The 17707-nt window shown below is 33.2% G+C and carries 14 protein-coding genes; 8 read left to right on the top strand and 6 right to left on the bottom strand.

Features of this window, described 5'->3' with window-relative positions:
- Positions 1-22: 22 nt before the first annotated feature.
- Entirely contained in the window at positions 23-2434 is a 2412-nt protein-coding gene (locus MHB40_RS24135) for an ATP-binding protein (protein ID WP_342441998.1), read from the top strand.
- A 602-nt stretch (positions 2435-3036) separates the two neighbouring features.
- On the opposite strand, the gene MHB40_RS24130 is transcribed toward MHB40_RS24135, so the two are convergent.
- Both MHB40_RS24130 and MHB40_RS24125 read right to left on the bottom strand, forming a co-directional pair.
- Positions 3037-3615, bottom strand: coding sequence for a GNAT family N-acetyltransferase (locus tag MHB40_RS24130; protein WP_342533590.1), 579 nt, complete (start codon positions 3613-3615; stop codon positions 3037-3039).
- A 588-nt stretch (positions 3616-4203) separates the two neighbouring features.
- On the bottom strand, positions 4204-4563 hold the full coding sequence (locus MHB40_RS24125; RefSeq protein WP_342533589.1) for a hypothetical protein: 360 nt from the start codon (positions 4561-4563) through the stop codon (positions 4204-4206).
- A 509-nt stretch (positions 4564-5072) separates the two neighbouring features.
- Here MHB40_RS24125 and MHB40_RS24120 point away from each other — a divergent pair.
- The 6 genes from MHB40_RS24120 (at position 5073) to MHB40_RS24095 (ending at position 10739) form a co-directional block, all read left to right on the top strand.
- Positions 5073-5246 carry a hypothetical protein gene (locus MHB40_RS24120; RefSeq protein WP_342533588.1) on the top strand — a complete coding sequence of 58 codons (174 nt, stop codon included), beginning with the start codon at positions 5073-5075 and terminating at the stop codon, positions 5244-5246.
- A 700-nt stretch (positions 5247-5946) separates the two neighbouring features.
- The gene (locus MHB40_RS24115) at positions 5947-6966 is read left to right on the top strand and encodes a hypothetical protein (RefSeq protein ID WP_342533587.1); all 1020 of its coding nucleotides are present in this window, start codon (positions 5947-5949) and stop codon (positions 6964-6966) included.
- Between the two features lie 341 nt (positions 6967-7307).
- A complete protein-coding gene (locus MHB40_RS24110; protein WP_342533586.1) occupies positions 7308-7574 on the top strand; it encodes a hypothetical protein in 267 nt (88 codons plus the stop codon).
- 170 nt (positions 7575-7744) lie between these two features.
- Positions 7745-7969, top strand: coding sequence for a hypothetical protein (locus MHB40_RS24105; RefSeq protein ID WP_342533585.1), 225 nt, complete (start codon positions 7745-7747; stop codon positions 7967-7969).
- Entirely contained in the window at positions 7953-8948 is a 996-nt protein-coding gene (locus tag MHB40_RS24100) for an ABC transporter substrate-binding protein (RefSeq protein ID WP_342533584.1), read from the top strand. The genes MHB40_RS24105 and MHB40_RS24100 overlap by 17 nt, the downstream gene beginning before the upstream one ends.
- Positions 8949-9080: 132 nt before the next feature.
- Positions 9081-10739 carry an AraC family transcriptional regulator gene (locus MHB40_RS24095; protein ID WP_342533583.1) on the top strand — a complete coding sequence of 553 codons (1659 nt, stop codon included), beginning with the start codon at positions 9081-9083 and terminating at the stop codon, positions 10737-10739.
- A gap of 338 nt (positions 10740-11077) precedes the next feature.
- Here the strand turns inward: MHB40_RS24095 and MHB40_RS24090 are convergent, their stop codons facing one another.
- From MHB40_RS24090 to MHB40_RS24075, 4 genes are all read right to left on the bottom strand, one after another.
- Positions 11078-12124 (bottom strand): NAD(P)/FAD-dependent oxidoreductase, encoded by a 1047-nt coding sequence (locus tag MHB40_RS24090; RefSeq protein WP_342533582.1) that lies wholly within the window; start codon positions 12122-12124, stop codon positions 11078-11080.
- Positions 12125-13102: an ABC transporter substrate-binding protein gene (locus MHB40_RS24085; RefSeq protein WP_342533581.1), complete on the bottom strand. Its 978-nt coding sequence runs from the start codon at positions 13100-13102 to the stop codon at positions 12125-12127.
- 99 nt (positions 13103-13201) lie between these two features.
- A complete protein-coding gene (locus MHB40_RS24080) occupies positions 13202-14803 on the bottom strand; it encodes a helix-turn-helix domain-containing protein (protein ID WP_342533580.1) in 1602 nt (533 codons plus the stop codon).
- A gap of 300 nt (positions 14804-15103) precedes the next feature.
- On the bottom strand, positions 15104-15637 hold the full coding sequence (locus tag MHB40_RS24075; RefSeq protein ID WP_342534818.1) for a DUF3267 domain-containing protein: 534 nt from the start codon (positions 15635-15637) through the stop codon (positions 15104-15106).
- Between the two features lie 473 nt (positions 15638-16110).
- On the opposite strand from MHB40_RS24075, the gene MHB40_RS24070 reads away from it, so the two are divergent.
- Positions 16111-17703, top strand: a complete 1593-nt coding sequence (locus tag MHB40_RS24070) for a sensor histidine kinase (RefSeq protein WP_342534817.1) — start codon at positions 16111-16113, stop codon at positions 17701-17703.
- Positions 17704-17707: the final 4 nt, after the last annotated feature.

The raw sequence follows: 17707 nt of genomic DNA, 5'->3' as shown, positions 1-17707 counted from the left end.
ATTGATATAGAGGTGGAGTAGCGTGTATTTATCACAGATTCAAAATAATGAGTTAGATAAAATAGTGAAGAATTTTGAAGTAGCGTACAGATCATATATTGCGGAAAAAGTTTTTTTAAGTTTCACAAGTGAATTATTGTTTGAGCAACAGATAAATAATCTATTGAGTACAACAAGTCAAACGTCCATTATACAAACAGGTAAATTTGAATCGAAATTAAAGAAAATAAAAGCCAACAAAAAAGATTTTTATAAATCTATTCAATACAGTATCAATTGTTTAAATACAAAGGACTATGAATCTGGACAAGACAATTCAGTTTTATATGTAAGTGAAATTGTAGACCTGACATTGCTTTTATATAATCCTCTTTTTCTTGAGATTGGGCAACCTTTTGAAACAATAGAATCCTTTATATATTCATCGGAAAAGTATAAATCAATTAGGAATGATTTATCTCATCCTGCTTCAAGTAAAGTTTTAATGAAAGATGCTCAAGAAGTATTACTGTTCATAACACAAATTATGAAGGTCATAAAAGATAAATATTTTTGGTATTGTGATAAAAAAAATATTGAAAACTATATAAGTGATTTTTTTACTATAGGGAAAGAACAGGTTTTTAAAATACATAATTTAAATGAGATAGCTTGGGATACTAATACTATTTTGTTTAGAGAACCGGAAATACAAGAATTGCAGGAGGCTATCTTAGGGAAAGATGAGTTCTATAGGCGAGCAGGTTCTTTGGTGGTATATGGATATGGTGGAGTAGGTAAAACTTCATTAATTTTAGAATTTATAAGAGTTTTACATAGGAAAGCATTTGATAAGGAATTAAGAGTAGATTTAGATTTCTTACTTTATTTTTCTAACAAAAAGGAAGAATTATCGATAAATGATAGTACTGGTGATTTGAAAATAAACCAATTAAGATGTCAAATTCAAAATTCTAATGAATTAAAAGTGAATATTTTAAATTATTTAAAATTAAGTGCCATATCTGAAGCTGGAAGTACCTACAGAAATGGTGGGATAGTAGTTATTGATAATTTTGAAACTTTTTCTGAATTTGATAAACAAGAAGTAATGAATTTTATTCAACAAAGTCCACGGAACATCCAATATATCTTGACATCTAGAAATGAAGAATCATGTGAATATAAATTAAATTTAAAAGGTTTTAGTGAACAAAATAATGGTTTAGGATTTATAGAGAAGTATGCTCAAATAATGGGTATAGATTTAGAACATATTTCAGAAGAAGATAAAAAATCTTTACTTTATGAATCACAAGGAAATACTCTTATTATTTTATTAGCTATGGACAGAATTAGTTCTAAAAAGAAAACAATAAATGAAATAATAGCAGAGTTAAGTACAATTTCTACTGAAAATACAGAAATAATAGCTGAATTCATGTATAAGAATACTTTTGATCAAACCATAGCTGAGCTTCAGGAAAGAGATTTAGAAGCAGTGGAAATATTAAGAATAATTGCTTTATATGATGAACCTATAGATATTTTTTCTATAAGTAAAATAGCAGATTTAAAAATAAAAAATGTAGAAACTACATGTGTATATTTATCAACTAAATTAATTGTAACTAAATCAGCGGAGTTATATTCTATGTCTGAATTTGCAACTAAATTTATATTTTTCAATCTTTTACCAAATGATGTTGAAAAGAAGAAATTAGAATTAAAAATAGCAGAGCATAAACAAGAAGTGAAGCAAAATATCAGTTTTTTAGAAGAGAAAATAGAGAAGTTTACAGATTTAAAAAACATTATGGCAGATTGGAAGCCAACTAACTATGTTGATAAAATTGCCATTACAGAAGTTTATGCAATGTATCAACAGAATAAAAATAATCAAAGTATCTCGATGAAAAAGTTAGAGGAAATTGAATCAAAGATACACAGTATTGAAGTTAGAACCCCTCACCCGTATATAAGGTTTCAAAAGGCACGTATTTTTAAAATGTTAATGGATGAAAGAGCCAAAAATCAGTATGAAAAATTATATTGTTTAAATATAATAGGCGAGTCTTTAGAAAGAACTATTATGACTATTAAATACAAATATCCAAATATTAAAAGTACTAAGTCTTATGCAGCTGTTTTATGGATTCATGCTCTTTCATTAGATGATGAAAGAGGTATTGAAATAGGTGAAGTTATAAAATATTTGGAAGAGGCTTGCTTAATCTGTGAAAGATATAATCATAAAGGTGATATGTACCATAAGATTTTAATGAAATTATCAACTGTGAACAGAAAATATTCTGAGCAAGGTGGAGATAGAATATATTTAGAGAACAGTAAAAAGTGTTTAGAAAAAATATTAGCAGACAGTCCTAGAGGGAAAATTAAGCAATCTTGTAATAAGAAGATTAAAGAAATTGAGGATATGCTTTTAACAATTTAATTAATCTTTTTTACAAAAATCTACTTGTAATAAAAATCAGCCCAAGTGTTTTGATCAATCTTTTTTCAAAATACTTGGGTTCCTTCTATATATTAAATCAATGTTTGTAGCCTACATTTGATCAAACTTTATTCCAAATCAACAATTGTTGTGTCCATATACAACTCAAACGTGATGCACACAACTTAGTCTCGATGTAAACAACTCTATCGTGACATACACAATTTAGTCGTGACGTAAAACGTTTGGAAAATATAAAAAATGATTAGTTTAGATATGGAATAAAATTTTAATTTAACGATATTAACCTATATATGAGAAAAAATCTAAAGAGCATGTTTTGATTAATCTTTTTCCAAAACATGCTCTTTTTGTAGCTTTGGAATAAAAATTGATTAAAAAATATCCCTCACCTCTTATCTAATTGCAACTTCAAAAACTCCACTTTGAAAAAGGGTTGATCAAAATGGAGTTACTCTTTTTATATAAGTATGAGATTTTTATAAAAAAGGTTGATCATTTTCCAGCTATGTTACTCAACAATCGCGCCCGATTGTTGAATAGTATTATTGATAAATATGTCATTCATAACTTAGAAATGATTAAAATGATTTTTCAAAACAAACACATTGGTGAATACGTTTATTATTTGTAAATTGGTCAATATCTTTCCCAACGTAATGAGTAAAAGCATTAACTAAGTATAGATTGGGCATATTACTTTGAATTCGATGATTCATTTCATTTCCTTCAAAATAAACGTGATAATAGGAATCAACGATATTAAAATTCATTTTTTCATACCAGTTCTGAACCCATAAATCATCTCTTGTCCAAGCCTCAAAACGATTTAAATTCACTCTTCTAGCTTTAGTTTCAGCAGCATAGAGTAATTGTTGTCCTATTCCACGTCGGGAGAAATCCGGATGAACAGCGATATGCCAAATCATCCCTCCTAACCCTTCTCCTCTGGAGCAAACTGTTCGTTCTTCTATTTCATATTCTACATCAATAAGCCCAACGATTTGACCGTCCAACTCTGCGACTAGCTCGATTGCTGGATTTTCATAACATTCTTTCTTATTTAGTACATTATCAAAATAGGCAGTCTGTAAAAACGCAAGTGTTCGGCATCTTACCCAACCAGTCTCGTCATTAACCCTATAGTCTCTAATAATCACTTTTTTCCCTCCGGATTTTAGGGACCACGTAGTTTATAGGGGATTTATACGCTCGTCCCTTAAAATAGATTCACCCCATTAAATATGTTCGCGATTTTCATAATATACCGCCTCCTTCTAATTATAATTATTTAAATTTTATCAAATTCCCCCAAAATATACACTGACAAAATGACAGTTTTCATACACTATAAAATGGCTGCCAAAAAAGAAATAGCGCAATTCTTGCTACAGAATTGCGCCCGATTGTTGAATATTGTTTCATCTAAATCCCCAGCAATTAAAGTATAGGATTGAGAAAAATAAAGATTTACAACATCTCTATATGCAGTTTTTTATTCAGAAAATACCCCCTACAACGTTTTCTGCAAAGTATCGAAAAGTCTTATTGTGGCTATCTTTATATACCTTTGTATAAAAAGCTGTATAACCAATATCCAAAGAAAAAGCCAAGAAACGTTTGTTTTACAGCGTTTCTTAGCCCTTTGCGTCTGCCCAACTTTGATTTGGGAACGTTATTAAGATTTAGTTTGTATATATTATAATCTCTGAAACTTAAAGATTTCTGATAACAAAACATATAAATTTTTAACCAGTTTCCGTTGTTATTTGTTCAAGTGTTTTCCATACAACAATTTTTTCAACTTCTTCTCCGTCACTATCAAATTTAATTTTCAACCTCCGTGCTTTATCTGCTTTTACATCACCCAGCGAAAGCTTTATCACAATTTTTCCTTCACCATTAATTTCTAAACCGTTTATATTTTTTAACTCCCTATCATATGTTTCGCCGTGTATACCAGTTCTCCTTAATGGGTCTGCTCCAAAAATCTCATACTTTATACCATCTTCTTCGTATGTAGTAAGCGGGTCTGGATAATCTTTAACGAATTCAATCGATTTTAACGTTATCGGTGAATCACCCGTCCATTGAATTGGTACTACCACATGATAAGTTTCTTTTTCCAATCAGTACCGAATTGCCCTAATAAAAATTCACCGTCCAACTCCTTGACCTGCTCGCTACACCCCCCTAATAAAACTAAACAGAATAGGACACTTAAATACTTTAGAACTCCCTTCATATAAACACTTCCTTTGAAAATATTCTACTACAGCAAACTATATTCCATTATTAAATTTAAATTCCGTCAACAATCATTAATACCTTATAATGGTTTAATAAACTATATTTGTTGATGAAAGATGTGTAAATATGGACATAGGACTTGCTGTGGTTATTTTTGTTTGTTCATTTGCTATCTTTGATGCAATTAGAAAATTAAATAACAACATTATCGAACAAACAGAAGAAATAAAAAAGCTTTGGGAAGGTTATACTTCAACTAACGGGTGCAGTTGTTGAATAAGCGCTGTGCTTTAATCGGATTAGATTGAAAAAAGTGTATGTTAAAATTCGAACAAAATAAATTTATATGTAGGGAGATGACTACTTTATGAAAAAGAGAATTTCTATAGTATTAGCAACGATAGCTATTATTACTTTTGGTGTTTTTACTTATTATGGGTCTTTGACCGAGGGTAATAAGGAAACCGACAGTATTGTAATAGATAAAGATGGAGAAGTAGTAGAACCACTTAGTGGTAATAACGATAATATGGGTCATTAATACACATTAATATCGGCAGACATTTTTCTTGATGTTCTATTTGTACCAATACTCTCCTAAGCAATCGGGCGCTTTAGTGCAACAAGGACTTATAAGCTATACAAAACAATCATAATAAACATTCCCAAATGAAAGTTTGGAAACACATGAAAAAGCCACAAAATGAAGTTTAGTTATTCTATCTAAAGGGCGCTTTCCTTGAATAGGAGAGTGTCCTTTTTCATGAAAAGGGCCATTTAATTGAATAAAATATAATAATTATTGGATGCGGAGATTGTGAAGAAAAGTACTTTAACTAACGAAGAAGATTAGTGAAAGAAAATGGTTTTATTACATAGGGAGTAGCAAGGGAATAATAAAAGTTGGCTTGTTTCAGCATTAAACAACAATGAATAAAGCGGTAGTCAACTATGACTGATTGGCACTTTTTTCAAGGCCCTAAAGATAGATTAAGATGTTGAGAAAAAAATAAAAGAATGATAGACTTTGAACGGAAATGTAGTAAATACCTACCACGAAAAAGAAAGTTGATTAATAAAAATACAACAACAAACTTCGGAAAAATGCTATATAATAATGATTTTACTATGTTGCTTTATAGGTGGTCTAGGAATACAGCGCAAATTTATACAATATATACTTAACCGATTTTCTAGTGAAAGAAGAAATATTTTTCTTTATATTTAAAAGGGGTACAATCATGAAATTCAAAAGCAAATTTTTAATATTATGTGGCTTAGGCGCTGCATTACTTGTAGGGTGTTCAGATACCGAAACAAAAGATGGGAAAGAGTTAACCGATACACAATCAGAACTTTCTCAGGAAACAGTTACAAATCAAGAAGTCGTGGAATTAAGTAATTTAAGAAACAGTTTGCTTGAATTTGTTTGGGATTACAAAAGATACGGGAGTTACAATTTTGAAAATACAACAGTCTTTGAAAATGCTAAAGTATTAACAGAAGAAGAGCGTATACAAAAAATAAAACGGATTTATCAACATTTAAGCAATCTAAGCATGATCGATGACAAAATACTGCAAATTTATCAGGCTTCTTTAAAGGATGCTGCGATTCAATTAAACAAAAAGAATTTAGAGCTAATTGAATTAGAACCTAAAGTTTTTAAAGATGGCGGATACGGTCTTATGCTTAAAGCAGAACCTGAAGAAAAAGATTTAACTCGTTACAAAGAATTGTTAAATGAAATGATCAAAATAATTGATACGGAAAAAGAAAATATTTTACGATTGGAAATTGCGATCGTGAATACTTTTGATGTTTCCGAAGAAGATGTGAAGGATTTCATAGAATATAAAAAAATGATTCCGTCACAATTAAAAGACAAATACTCTCTTTATTCAGAAGATATATGGAATATAAACGTCAAACCAATGTTACCACTTGAGAAATATGCCGATTTATTGGCATATACAAGTGATGTGAAAGCAATTTTAGAAGATCACCTAGAAAATAAATATGCTAAAAAAGATTATGAATTCATCAGTCAATTGAAAACTATTGAAGAATATGAAAATATACTTTCAGCGTATAAAACTAATTTAAACGAAGAGACTTTTAAGGATTATTATAAAGCCTCTTTATCGATTCATAATTATTTAGTCGCAAAAGATTCTTTCCTTTTAACTAATTTAGACTTAACAACGTATTATGAAGTGATTAATTATGAAGGACAATTCTACAGTTTGAAATTATTCTAGCTCTTCAGTAAACAATAATAACCCCCGTACTTTATAAGAGAGTGATTGAAGAGAAAGTTTATTTAAATTAGGTAAACAGGTATGGATATTGAAATACGAAGAGCAACTAATGAAAGTTGGGATTATTTAAATATTAACTAATGAGAGTTCTCATTAAATAGTTGCGTTATTATCACTGTAAAGTTTATGAAAAAATGTACTTAAACTAACGGTGCAGGTTCATTAGATAAAAATCGGGTATATTTGGTAAAGTTAATAAAAGAAATTGAAATATAATGGATGACAAAGTGGAAAATGAGCTTTTACTTTTTGAGCAATCAAAAATTTAGGGGTGATTAGTGATGACACTTAAATGGTTGTGGATATTGGTTATTGTATTTTGCGTACTAGAATGGATTTCAATCCCATTCATAAGTGCATTTACAGGAAAACTGTATCAAGTAGTTGATGGTGTATTAATAATTACTTTTATTATTTATCCATTATTTTTCTTAACTGCTCTTTTATTATTACAAAAGGGGAATAAAACAATTGGTGCGGTAATTTTGCTTATTCCACTAATTGTGTACGCCCCCGTGTTAATAAGCCTTCAAACGTTGGTTAAATAATGTATTACTAATTGAGCTAATGGGGTGCTTTAGTGCAACAAGGGTTAAAAAATTATCGAACTTTTTTATAAAAAATTTAATCTATCCCATTAAATAAGAGCATGTTTTGATCAATCTTTTTTCAAAACATGCTCTTTAGCGTTGTTCTCATATCAAGGTTGATATCGTTGATGAAAACTTTACCATTGAATATTTATGGAGGTGAAAATCGTGCAGATGGCCCGTCCATTACTCCTATACAAACGCTGTGGCTATTGACATTTATTCAATTAAATAGTTGCGTTTTCTTTATTGTTTCCCCTATTTGTACAAGCTATAATAATGCTGTAAATGATAATCATTTTCAATTAAGGATTGGAAGGAAAGGGGCAACAAAGTGTGAAGAAATTACTTGAAAAGCGAATTATATTATGGGCAGGGGTGTTATCCCTGCTGTTGATATTATCGGCATGCAGCAGTTCTAATGGAAACGTGTCTGATGAGAAGGTAGAGGATAGTCAGGAAACAGTTCAATCTGATGAGTCAAAAGAGGAAAGTGCGACAACTGTTCAATATACAACAATTACAGGTGAACAGGTTGAAATACCTGCAGATCCAAAACGAGTGGTTTATTTGGGTCCGACGCTTGGCGATTTCTTGGTGATGGATATTCCAATTGTTGGTAGTAACCTTCTTCATGCTACTAATCGTAGTTACTATGAGGGTAAAACGGCTGGAATAGTTGATGTTGGAAATCCTGGTGACCTAGAGGCGATTTTGGCTTTAAAACCTGATCTCATTATTAATAGTTACCACAAGGATGCAGAACGGAATGAGGCATTGTCAAAAATTGCTCCTACTATCCCCTTTAACCCATCTCTACCTTATATAGAGCGTGTAAAGGAGATTGGAAATATCTTTGACCAACAGGAAGAGGCAGATCAATGGATTGCTAAGTTTGAAACTCAGTCGAAAGAAATGTTTGATAAGCTTCAATTAGCAGAAGGGGAGACAGCAACAGTTTTCATACAGGAAGGTAAAGCGCTTTATGTTATGGGCAATCGATCACTTGGTGCTTTTATTTATCAAGAGAACGGCTTCACCATACCACCTGCTATAAAGCAACATGTTATTGATGAAGGGCAAACTTTCGTTGCAATTTCAGAAGAGCTAATTCCAGAGTATGCTGGTGATCATTTGTTTGTACTTATACTCGCTAATGATGAAGAAAGTAAAAAAGGAGCTGACCAACTGCTGCAAAGCCCGATATGGGAGACTTTGCCCGCTGTCCAAAAGGGAAATGTTTACGTTACTTCTGCTGAATGGAATGCAGATAACTTGTTAGCTATGGAACAATTATTAAAAGAACTGCCACAATGGATGAACAAACAGTAAGAAACCGGATCTGCCAATTCAGTTCTTTAAACCGTTATTTTTCTATAATAACGCATACTCGACCGATAGTTGAAAGCGGGTCATTATATGTTATGATAATGATAATCACTTTCGATTATTGGAGAGTTGCTTATGAATCTTTCATCCCTGTATATCAGGCTACAACACTATGATCGGTTTCAAGTTGACCAGATGATGTCAGCGATTAGCCATAATGAGGGAGTTAATTACAATGAAAAAAACTTCTGTACATTATTAATAGCACTTAGCCATGACATACGGCTGTATGTAGACAAAATTGCAATCAATTTGCGACAAGGAAGTTGCATACTAGTTTTACCTGTACAAAGCTACACTGTGGAATCAACTAACAAAGAGGCACAGCTTGCACGCTTTACTTTTGAAACCTTTGAAGTAGAGGAATTGACTTTGAATAAGGTTGCTTATCCACCCTTGCTTTATGGTTATCCCTATAATCTGTTATTTTCTCAAGTCAAGCAAGTATTAGGAAATGAAGCTAATCGATTTTGTTCCTCTCTATCCATATTAGAAATGGCGATGATGCAAGGAAGACTTCAGCTAATTCTAGGTATGATGGCTCAATTAGATCAGCAAGCTACCCAGTTGCACAACGAAGAAAAGATAAACTTAGTTCAACAGACTGTACAGTATATGGAGCAGCATTATGATGAGAGCTTGACAGTAGAACAACTTGCTAACATGGCCGGAATGGTTAGATGGCAATATAGTCAACAGTTTAAAATATTAACTGGCAAAAAGCCAACTGATTATTTGACTCATTTACGTATAAACCAGGCTAAAGAGCTTCTGTGTAATTCTGCCGAGCCATTAAGAAAAATATCTCGGCAAATTGGGTTTAAGGATGAATCTTATTTCAGTCGGTGCTTTCATAAATTAACTGGAAACACTCCACGTGAATATGTGAATATCTATTTTCATACTCAGCAAAAGACAGTTATCGATTCATTTGGCAGAGAGATTCATGTCCCTAAGGATGCAACACGTATTGTGACGGATGGTAAATTTACACTTGGAGAATTACTCGTTCTAGGCATATCTCCTATAGGAGCAGCCATCTCTGTCATGAAAAATAGTTTGATTTATCACAATAAGCTGCGAAATATTCATAGTGTCGGGTATTGGGTAGATCCGGATAAAATAGCACAGCTGCAACCCGAGATATTATTGCTTAGCTATTTTCATCCTGAACAAGATTTGCAGAAACTAGATGCGATCGCACCTACTGTTATACTAGATAGTAAGTTTAGTTTATTTGAGCGGTTACGGTATATCGCTAAACTATTTGAACGGAGTACAACGGCAGAGAAGTGGATTACTACATATGAGGACAAAGTAAGAGTGGTACGTAGGCAATTAGCAGATGCTTATGTTGCTGGGGAGACAGCTGCTGTTTATCTCAAGTTGGGTGAAAAATTTTATATTATGGGCCAGAACGGATTGGCTGCTAGCTTGTATGAATCGCTTGGCTTTCGACCCTCTGCTAAAGTGATGCACCTAATCGAACAAAAGCAAGCATGGATAGAAATTCAGCAGCATCAAATGAATCACTATGCTGGAGATCGTAATTTCATCTTGGCTGCTCCACAAGAATTGCAAACTGTTGCAAACTGTCCACAGATTGCGGCATTAACCGAATTAACTCTTGGTAAGACTCATATTATAGATTATACATGGAATTATGATGATCCCATTACACGTGGACGATTGTTAGAGGTATTGCCGTATATTTTTAAGAAGAAAACGATGTGATTAGATTTAGCATCAAAAAGGTACATACTAAGCATGCTGAGTTTTATTTGATTTACTAGTTATTATTCACTCAACTTTCACAGCTTGAAAATCTAATTCTCAATGTGACTTGTAAATCTGTAAAAATAATTACATTAACAGAAATCCTGTGTTTACTATGCAGGATTTTTTTTATTATTGCGCAACAACAAGCTGGTTGGGCTGCGGCAACAATCTCTTGATAAGCCATAGTTAACAATTCAAGATGTGCCTTCTAGTGGATGTGTACAACGTTTTAGATAAAAAACCCATTAGATAAACAGATGATTTGTTTATCTAATGGGGGAGATATTAGCCAATCACTTATGTGTAGCTACAGCTTTATTCTTTTGTTGTAACGCTTCGTTTTTTTCAGCGAAGCGGTCATTGTGAGAAGAAACGCCTGCCATTTTTGATTCAGTAGGGTCGATGTATAATTTGGCGCTATTGACAGCAAGGACAGCATCATTAAATGCGCCTGCTATCAGTCTTATTTTCCCTTCATTCGTTACAATATCACCTGCGCCAAAGATGCCTGACATGCTTGTGCACATTTTTGGTGTAACGGAAATGCCCCATTCTTCAGTGGCTAAGCCCCAATCCATAATGGCGCCACCAAAGTGTCGGTCAAACCCATGATTAACAAGTACTTCGTCTACTTCAATCTTTGTCGTATCATCTGAATCAACATGATGTAATGTAACATGTTCGATTTTATTGCCATTGCCATGTAAACGCGAAACCGTATAAGGAACATAGGTTGTTGCCATAGATTTCATGCGTGTTACAGACGATTCAAAGGCACTAAAGTCATCCCGTCTATGAATGACATATACTTCTTTGGCGATAGGAGCCATTTCAATAGCCCAATCTACAGCTGAGTCGCCTCCACCAGAAATGAGTACACGTTTATCTTTAAACCTATTGATGTTCGTTACCGTATAGTGAAGGTTGTTTAGTTCATAACGGTCAGCGCCTTCAACTGTTAATTTCTGAATGCGTGTGATACCGCGTCCTGTAGCTAAAATAATCGTTTTCGTATAATGCTTCTCGCCTGTTTTAGCTGTTAAGACGAAAATGCCATCATCTCGTTTTTCCATACCAACAACTTCTTGACCAAATACGATTGTCGGATTAAATGTCATAGCTTGCTTGATTAAGGAGTGAATAATATCTTCACAGCGAACAGGCTCAATGCCACCAACATCCCAGACTAGCTTCTCAGGATAGGTGCGCATAAACCCTCCTAATTCCTGTTTTACTTCGATAATTTTTGTTTTCATTTCACGCATGCCACTGTAAAAGGCAGCATACATGCCTGCTGGCCCACCACCGATAATAATTACATCATAAATTTCTTGCTCCATTTAAGGCACCAACTTTTCAACTAAATAATCAAGGAATAGTGGAGAGCCAATTAAACCTTCACCTACAACATAATCTGCTGTTTTTAATGGGTAAACCTTGCCTGCTTTCACAGCATCCATAGCTTGCCACATTGGGCTATTCTCTAAATCTTTCATGGATTGTTCGCTACTATAATTTTGCATTTGACGTTGTTCGACAAAAATATGATCTGCGTCAAGTTCAGGAAAAACTTCTAAGGAAATAGGCGTGAACCACTCATTATTATCTTTCAACATAGTTGGAATATTTAATCCAAGTTGTGTGTATAGCATGTCACTACCAGGGCTACCCTTTTCAGTGCCTAGCACACGATATTGATTTTGTTCTACACGTAATACGAGAATTTTTTCGTCACCTATAGCATTGTGTAGCTTTTCTTTGGTTTCTTCTATTTTTTCCCTAAATTTTTCGAGAGCAAGTGTAGCTTCTTTCTCTTTATTGAACAGTTCACCAAGCACAGGAACATATTCATCTATTGCAACGCCTGCTTCAACAGCAACAGTAGGGGCAATTTTACTTAAAGCTTCGTATTTTTTAGCATCAATCGCTGCACCTTGAGCAATAATGACATCTGGTGCTGCTTCAAGAATAACTTCTAAATTCTCCTCATATTGCACAGTCGGAATGATTTTAACATTGTTGTCATTGAATAATTTGAAACGATACGCAGGTTCAATTTCTTCAACGACTGTCACCATTTGAGGCATTACACCGATTTCAATTAAGTTTTCAGCATAGTTAGAGTTAAGGACTAACATATTTTTAGGTTCGGTAGGGATCGTGACATCACCGTAGGCATCTTTCACAACACGTGTTGTAGGCTCGCTTTTTTCTTCTTGCTCCTTTGCCTCATTTCCGCTCTCTTTGTTAGTGCTTGAGCAAGCCACTAATGTTAAAGCAACTAACATAAAAAGTATATATTGCATCGTTTTTTTCATTGATTAAAGCTCCTTTTCTATTTGATAATGATTATCACTATCAAATAATAACAGGTTATGAGAGCGTCTAATATAGCATAAAGTGCCTTAAAAATTGGATTATTGTGTTTTAGGGTAAACAGCTAAAATTGATTGTTCAATCTGTTGCATAATTTTCCTTTTGCCAAATACACTGCAATTGTTAATCCATAAACCAGTATCCACATAAAAAACACGCTTATTTTTCACAGCATCTAAATTTGCCCACTGCTCACTTTTTTGTAGAGTAGCTAAGCTAAGGTCTGCAGTATAATAATCCATTATGCGCTTTTCAATAAACAAATAGGTAGGATTGGCTGCCACTAATTGTTGTAAAGAACATGTGTTGAAACTATTTTCATTTGCACGCAATATGTCAGGCATTTGTAGGCCAAGTTCCTGATATAAAAGGATAGCCGAGTCACTAGAAGACTCACCGAAATAGCGATAACCCAACTCCTCCACACGTAAATAAAGTACAGTAGCATCCTTTGCAATATGCTGTTGTATTTTATTTTTTAGAACCTCTACATGTGTCGCAAGTTCCCGAATGATTTGTATAGCTTCCTTCTCTTTATGAAACAATTCACCAAAATAACGAATGAGTGATTTTAAATCATAAGGTAGCCCAGTGATAACAGGGGCGATCGTTTGGAAATGTTGTTTGGTCTCTTCCGTTAAGTCGACACCGATAATTAAATCGGGTTGTTGCTGTACAATGGTGTCTTGTTGAATCACATATTGTGGCATTTCTAAAATGGTTATACCAACTTCATGAAAAAGCATCTTTTGATATGTTGGCGTTAGGGAGCTAGTCACAGTAACACAATGAGGTGCAACACCTAATGCAATCGCAATTTCTGCGTGTGCAGGTGAGAGAAAGCAAACACGATAATCACCAATGCTCTTTTTGAATTGCTTAGGTGGGCGACCAACAATGCGTTTAAACTGTCGACTAAAGTTTTGCACATCATCAAAGCCCACTTTCTTTGCGATGTTTTGTGATAAATCATCTGTTGTTAATAGCATTTCTTGTGCACGGAAAATACGATAGCTAATTAAATAAGCGATCGGTGTTTTATCATATAACTCAATGAACTTTCTCGAATAATACCATGGGCTGTATCCAGCAATAGCTGCTAGTTCATCTCTTGTCATCATTTGATTATATTTATTTTGCATATAAACGACAGTCTGTTCAATTCTTTGCTCAAGTGTGTATGCATCTGTTGGTCGCTCCTGTTGTAATTCCTTCAGCAAGCTGTATAAAATAAATTGTTTAATGGTGATAGGGAGAGGGTCTATGTTTTTAGCGAGCGACATGCGAATATCTGCGATGACCGTTTCAGGCACTCGTTGAATGGAGTAACCATTCATTGTATCGATAGACCAATTACAGATTGATTTCATTTCTATATCATACAGATCAAAGCTAATTAAATAGCCTGAAAAATCAAGCCGGTTTGTATATGTAAGTTGGATAACCGCACCACTATCAAGGGCAATTAAATGCCCAAATACAATATGTTCATTGTGCCCATTAATGGATAGAGTGGTTTGGCCATCCGTAATCAATAACAGAGCCGCACTATCAAGATGTATCGTTGATTTTTGAAATAATGATTTGGCTAAATCTTTTATTTCTGTGCAATGTGCCAGCCAATTAGGATTAGAATCAAGCATTTTTATACTCCTTTAATTCGTTGTGATAAAAGTATACTACGGAATATCACTGCAGCAGCATAAAAGCGGCAAGTCATTACAGAACGTTGAAATGTATAGAAACCTCCCTACGAAAAGGGAGGTTTCTAATAAAGCGAATATATGGGAATAAGAAATCTTAAACTCACCTTAAGATATATGGATAGGTTTGAGTTTTTTAAGCTTTTAGTGATGAGGTTATAATACTGTTCTAACAGGTTTGTTTGAAGAGTATGTGCAAGGTTGTCACATACCTTGATTGTATGAGTAACTCTATAAACCCTATTTAACTCTATAAAAACCTCTGTAAAAAACAGCGCTTTTCGGTTTAATGGCAATTAAAAATGAATTAATGATATCTGAAGCGGAAATGACTGCGTTAATCCAGCTTACAAATACTATGATTGGTTTGATATTACTTGGTACATATAAGGCCATAATGGCAGGGATTACTGATAATACAATAAAGGGTAAGCTCATAAAGAACCAAAATCTCGATTTGGATAAGACTGCGTTGGTATTTAGCCAAAAAAATCCACTGAAAGTTAAGCTAATATCGCCTTTTTTGTTTATGGTAACAATATGTATATACTCATGAATGATGAAAACTATAATAACGATTATAATGAGAGAAAAATTATTAATATAAGTGAAATGTGTTTCAAAGAAAAAGGGCATCAAAAAAATGATAAACTGAAGTAGATAGACAAACTTCATATAATGTTTGCGATACCAATCATTCTGTATGAAAGGAGTCCAATCTGATAAATCCATATCTATCTGTGGTAAGTGTCGAAACCAAAATATGATAAGTATTACCTCCTTAATTAAACCAATTCATCTCAATTATTTTAACATAAAATTCCATAAAAAATCAGGGGATTTGTATAATTAGCTCGATAAAGATAAATGCACCTATTTAGTGATCAGGTATACTTTAATCATTAGGGGCGTTAGTTCAAATAAAACATTGTTATCTCTTATATGAAACCTTCTACTGATTTAGGTGGAAGGCTTTTATAAATTCAAAAATCCCTTTGAATTATAGTATAATCAAGAAATTAAGCTGGATTCAAACTAGGCTTTCCTCTGATATTTTAGTAAGTTCTTTAGATTTTTCTAATTAAAACAATCATAACAGTCAAATTACCATGAACTGCGTCTGTGGTATCCTCTTAAATCAACAACAAAGGGATTTAAACCTTTTAGTTAAGCGCAATGGTATATTCTTAATAAAAGTAGGGTGAAAATTAATAATAATGAATTACACTAGTTGAAAAGGGTTAAGTATATTGAACAAAAAAAAGATTCCATTACAAACAAAAATATTGGGACTAATTAGCACGTTAATTCTTTTTATTGTTTTTCTTCTCGCCAGCATATTTGCTTATTTGCAATATGTTGATGCTAGGACTCAAGTTAAACAATTGGCATTGCAATCGGCTATGACTATCTCGCTTATGCCAGAACTGAAAGAATCCATTGAAAAAAGTGATTTAGAGCTACGTTTTCGCCCAATTGCTGATCAAGTAATAGATCAGGTAAATGCAGAAAATATTATTATTGAAGATCGGGAGAAGATTATTTATTCGCATCAAGACCCAAGTCAAGTTGGTCAGAAGAATTTTGATCATACAAATAATTATGGGTTAATATTTGGCGGTTCTAATAATTTTGAAGTGGAACGAGAGAGTGGTTCTGTTTTAATAGGGAAGGTTCCGATCATTGCAGACAATGGAGAGTACACTCGTGTAATTGGAACCGTAGCAGTTGAATACGCGGAAAAAGACATCTATCAAAATATTTACAAACGAATTAAATCCATTCTTATTGCATCTCTGATTGTTTTAATTTTAGGAATCATTGGTGGTATTTTTTTAACCAAAAGTATTAGAAAAGATACGATGGGGCTGGAACCGCATGAAATCTCCTCATTATATAGAGAAAGAAGTGCCATTCTATTATCAGTCAAGGAAGGAATCATTGCAGTTGATCAAAATGGATTCTTAACTTTAATCAATCATTCTGCAAGGTCAATGTTGAACCTCATGGATGAATCCTTGATGGGTCAACATATCCAATATGTCTCACCAATAATTAATATTGATCATGTATTACAGAAAGGTAAGCCCATTCATAGTGTAGAGATATTAATTAATGATAAAGTATTTATTTTTAATTTTATTCCAATCATCGAAAATGAACAGATTGTAGGTGTAGTTTCAAGTTTTCGTGATAAAACGGAGCTTAAAAAGCTTATTGATACGATCACAGAGGTTCGTGAATATTCAGAGGGACTTCGTGCGCAAACGCATGAGTACTCTAATAAACTTTACTTATTATCAGGATTAATCCAATTAGAGAGATATCAGGATGCATTTGAATTTATTCAAAAGGAGTCAGCCAATCATCAGCACCAGAACAGAATACTATTCAATCAAATTCATGATACAAATGTTCAAGCTATATTATTAGGGAAACTAGGCAATGCATCGGAAAAGAAAATTGCCTTTGAAATTGATCCCGATAGTTATGTAGATATCTTACCAAATCACATTGAAATCACGGATATCATTACAATCATTGGAAATCTTATTGATAATGCATTTGATGCCGTAGCCAATCAAAAAGAGAGAACGGTGAACTTTTCAATTACAGGAATTGGGAATGATATCATTATTGAAGTAGCAGATAATGGCAAGGGAATTGCTGAAGACATGTTAGATTCTATATTTGATTTACGTAGTTCATCTAAAGGAGAAAATAGAGGGTACGGATTATTTAATGTTAAACAAATTGTAGAATCTTTAGGTGGAACAGTAGAAGTAAAAAATGACAAAAATGGTGGGGCCATTTTCACGGTATTCCTACCGAAAAAATGAAACT

This window comes from Lysinibacillus sp. FSL K6-0057 (genome assembly GCF_038630885.1).
Lineage (GTDB): Bacteria > Bacillota > Bacilli > Bacillales_A > Planococcaceae > Lysinibacillus > Lysinibacillus fusiformis_F.
Note: the sequence above shows the minus strand (reverse complement) of the source record. Positions and strands in the feature narration are given on the sequence as shown.

Coding starts and splice junctions, on each gene's coding strand:
- MHB40_RS24080 (WP_342533580.1), bottom strand. CDS start 14,803: ATGCTTGATTCTAATCCTAATTGGCTGGCACATTGCACAGAAATAAAA.
- MHB40_RS24110 (WP_342533586.1), top strand. CDS start 7,308: ATGACACTTAAATGGTTGTGGATATTGGTTATTGTATTTTGCGTACTA.
- MHB40_RS24085 (WP_342533581.1), bottom strand. CDS start 13,102: ATGAAAAAAACGATGCAATATATACTTTTTATGTTAGTTGCTTTAACA.
- MHB40_RS24115 (WP_342533587.1), top strand. CDS start 5,947: ATGAAATTCAAAAGCAAATTTTTAATATTATGTGGCTTAGGCGCTGCA.
- MHB40_RS24090 (WP_342533582.1), bottom strand. CDS start 12,124: ATGGAGCAAGAAATTTATGATGTAATTATTATCGGTGGTGGGCCAGCA.
- MHB40_RS24105 (WP_342533585.1), top strand. CDS start 7,745: ATGAAAACTTTACCATTGAATATTTATGGAGGTGAAAATCGTGCAGAT.
- MHB40_RS24120 (WP_342533588.1), top strand. CDS start 5,073: ATGAAAAAGAGAATTTCTATAGTATTAGCAACGATAGCTATTATTACT.
- MHB40_RS24095 (WP_342533583.1), top strand. CDS start 9,081: ATGAATCTTTCATCCCTGTATATCAGGCTACAACACTATGATCGGTTT.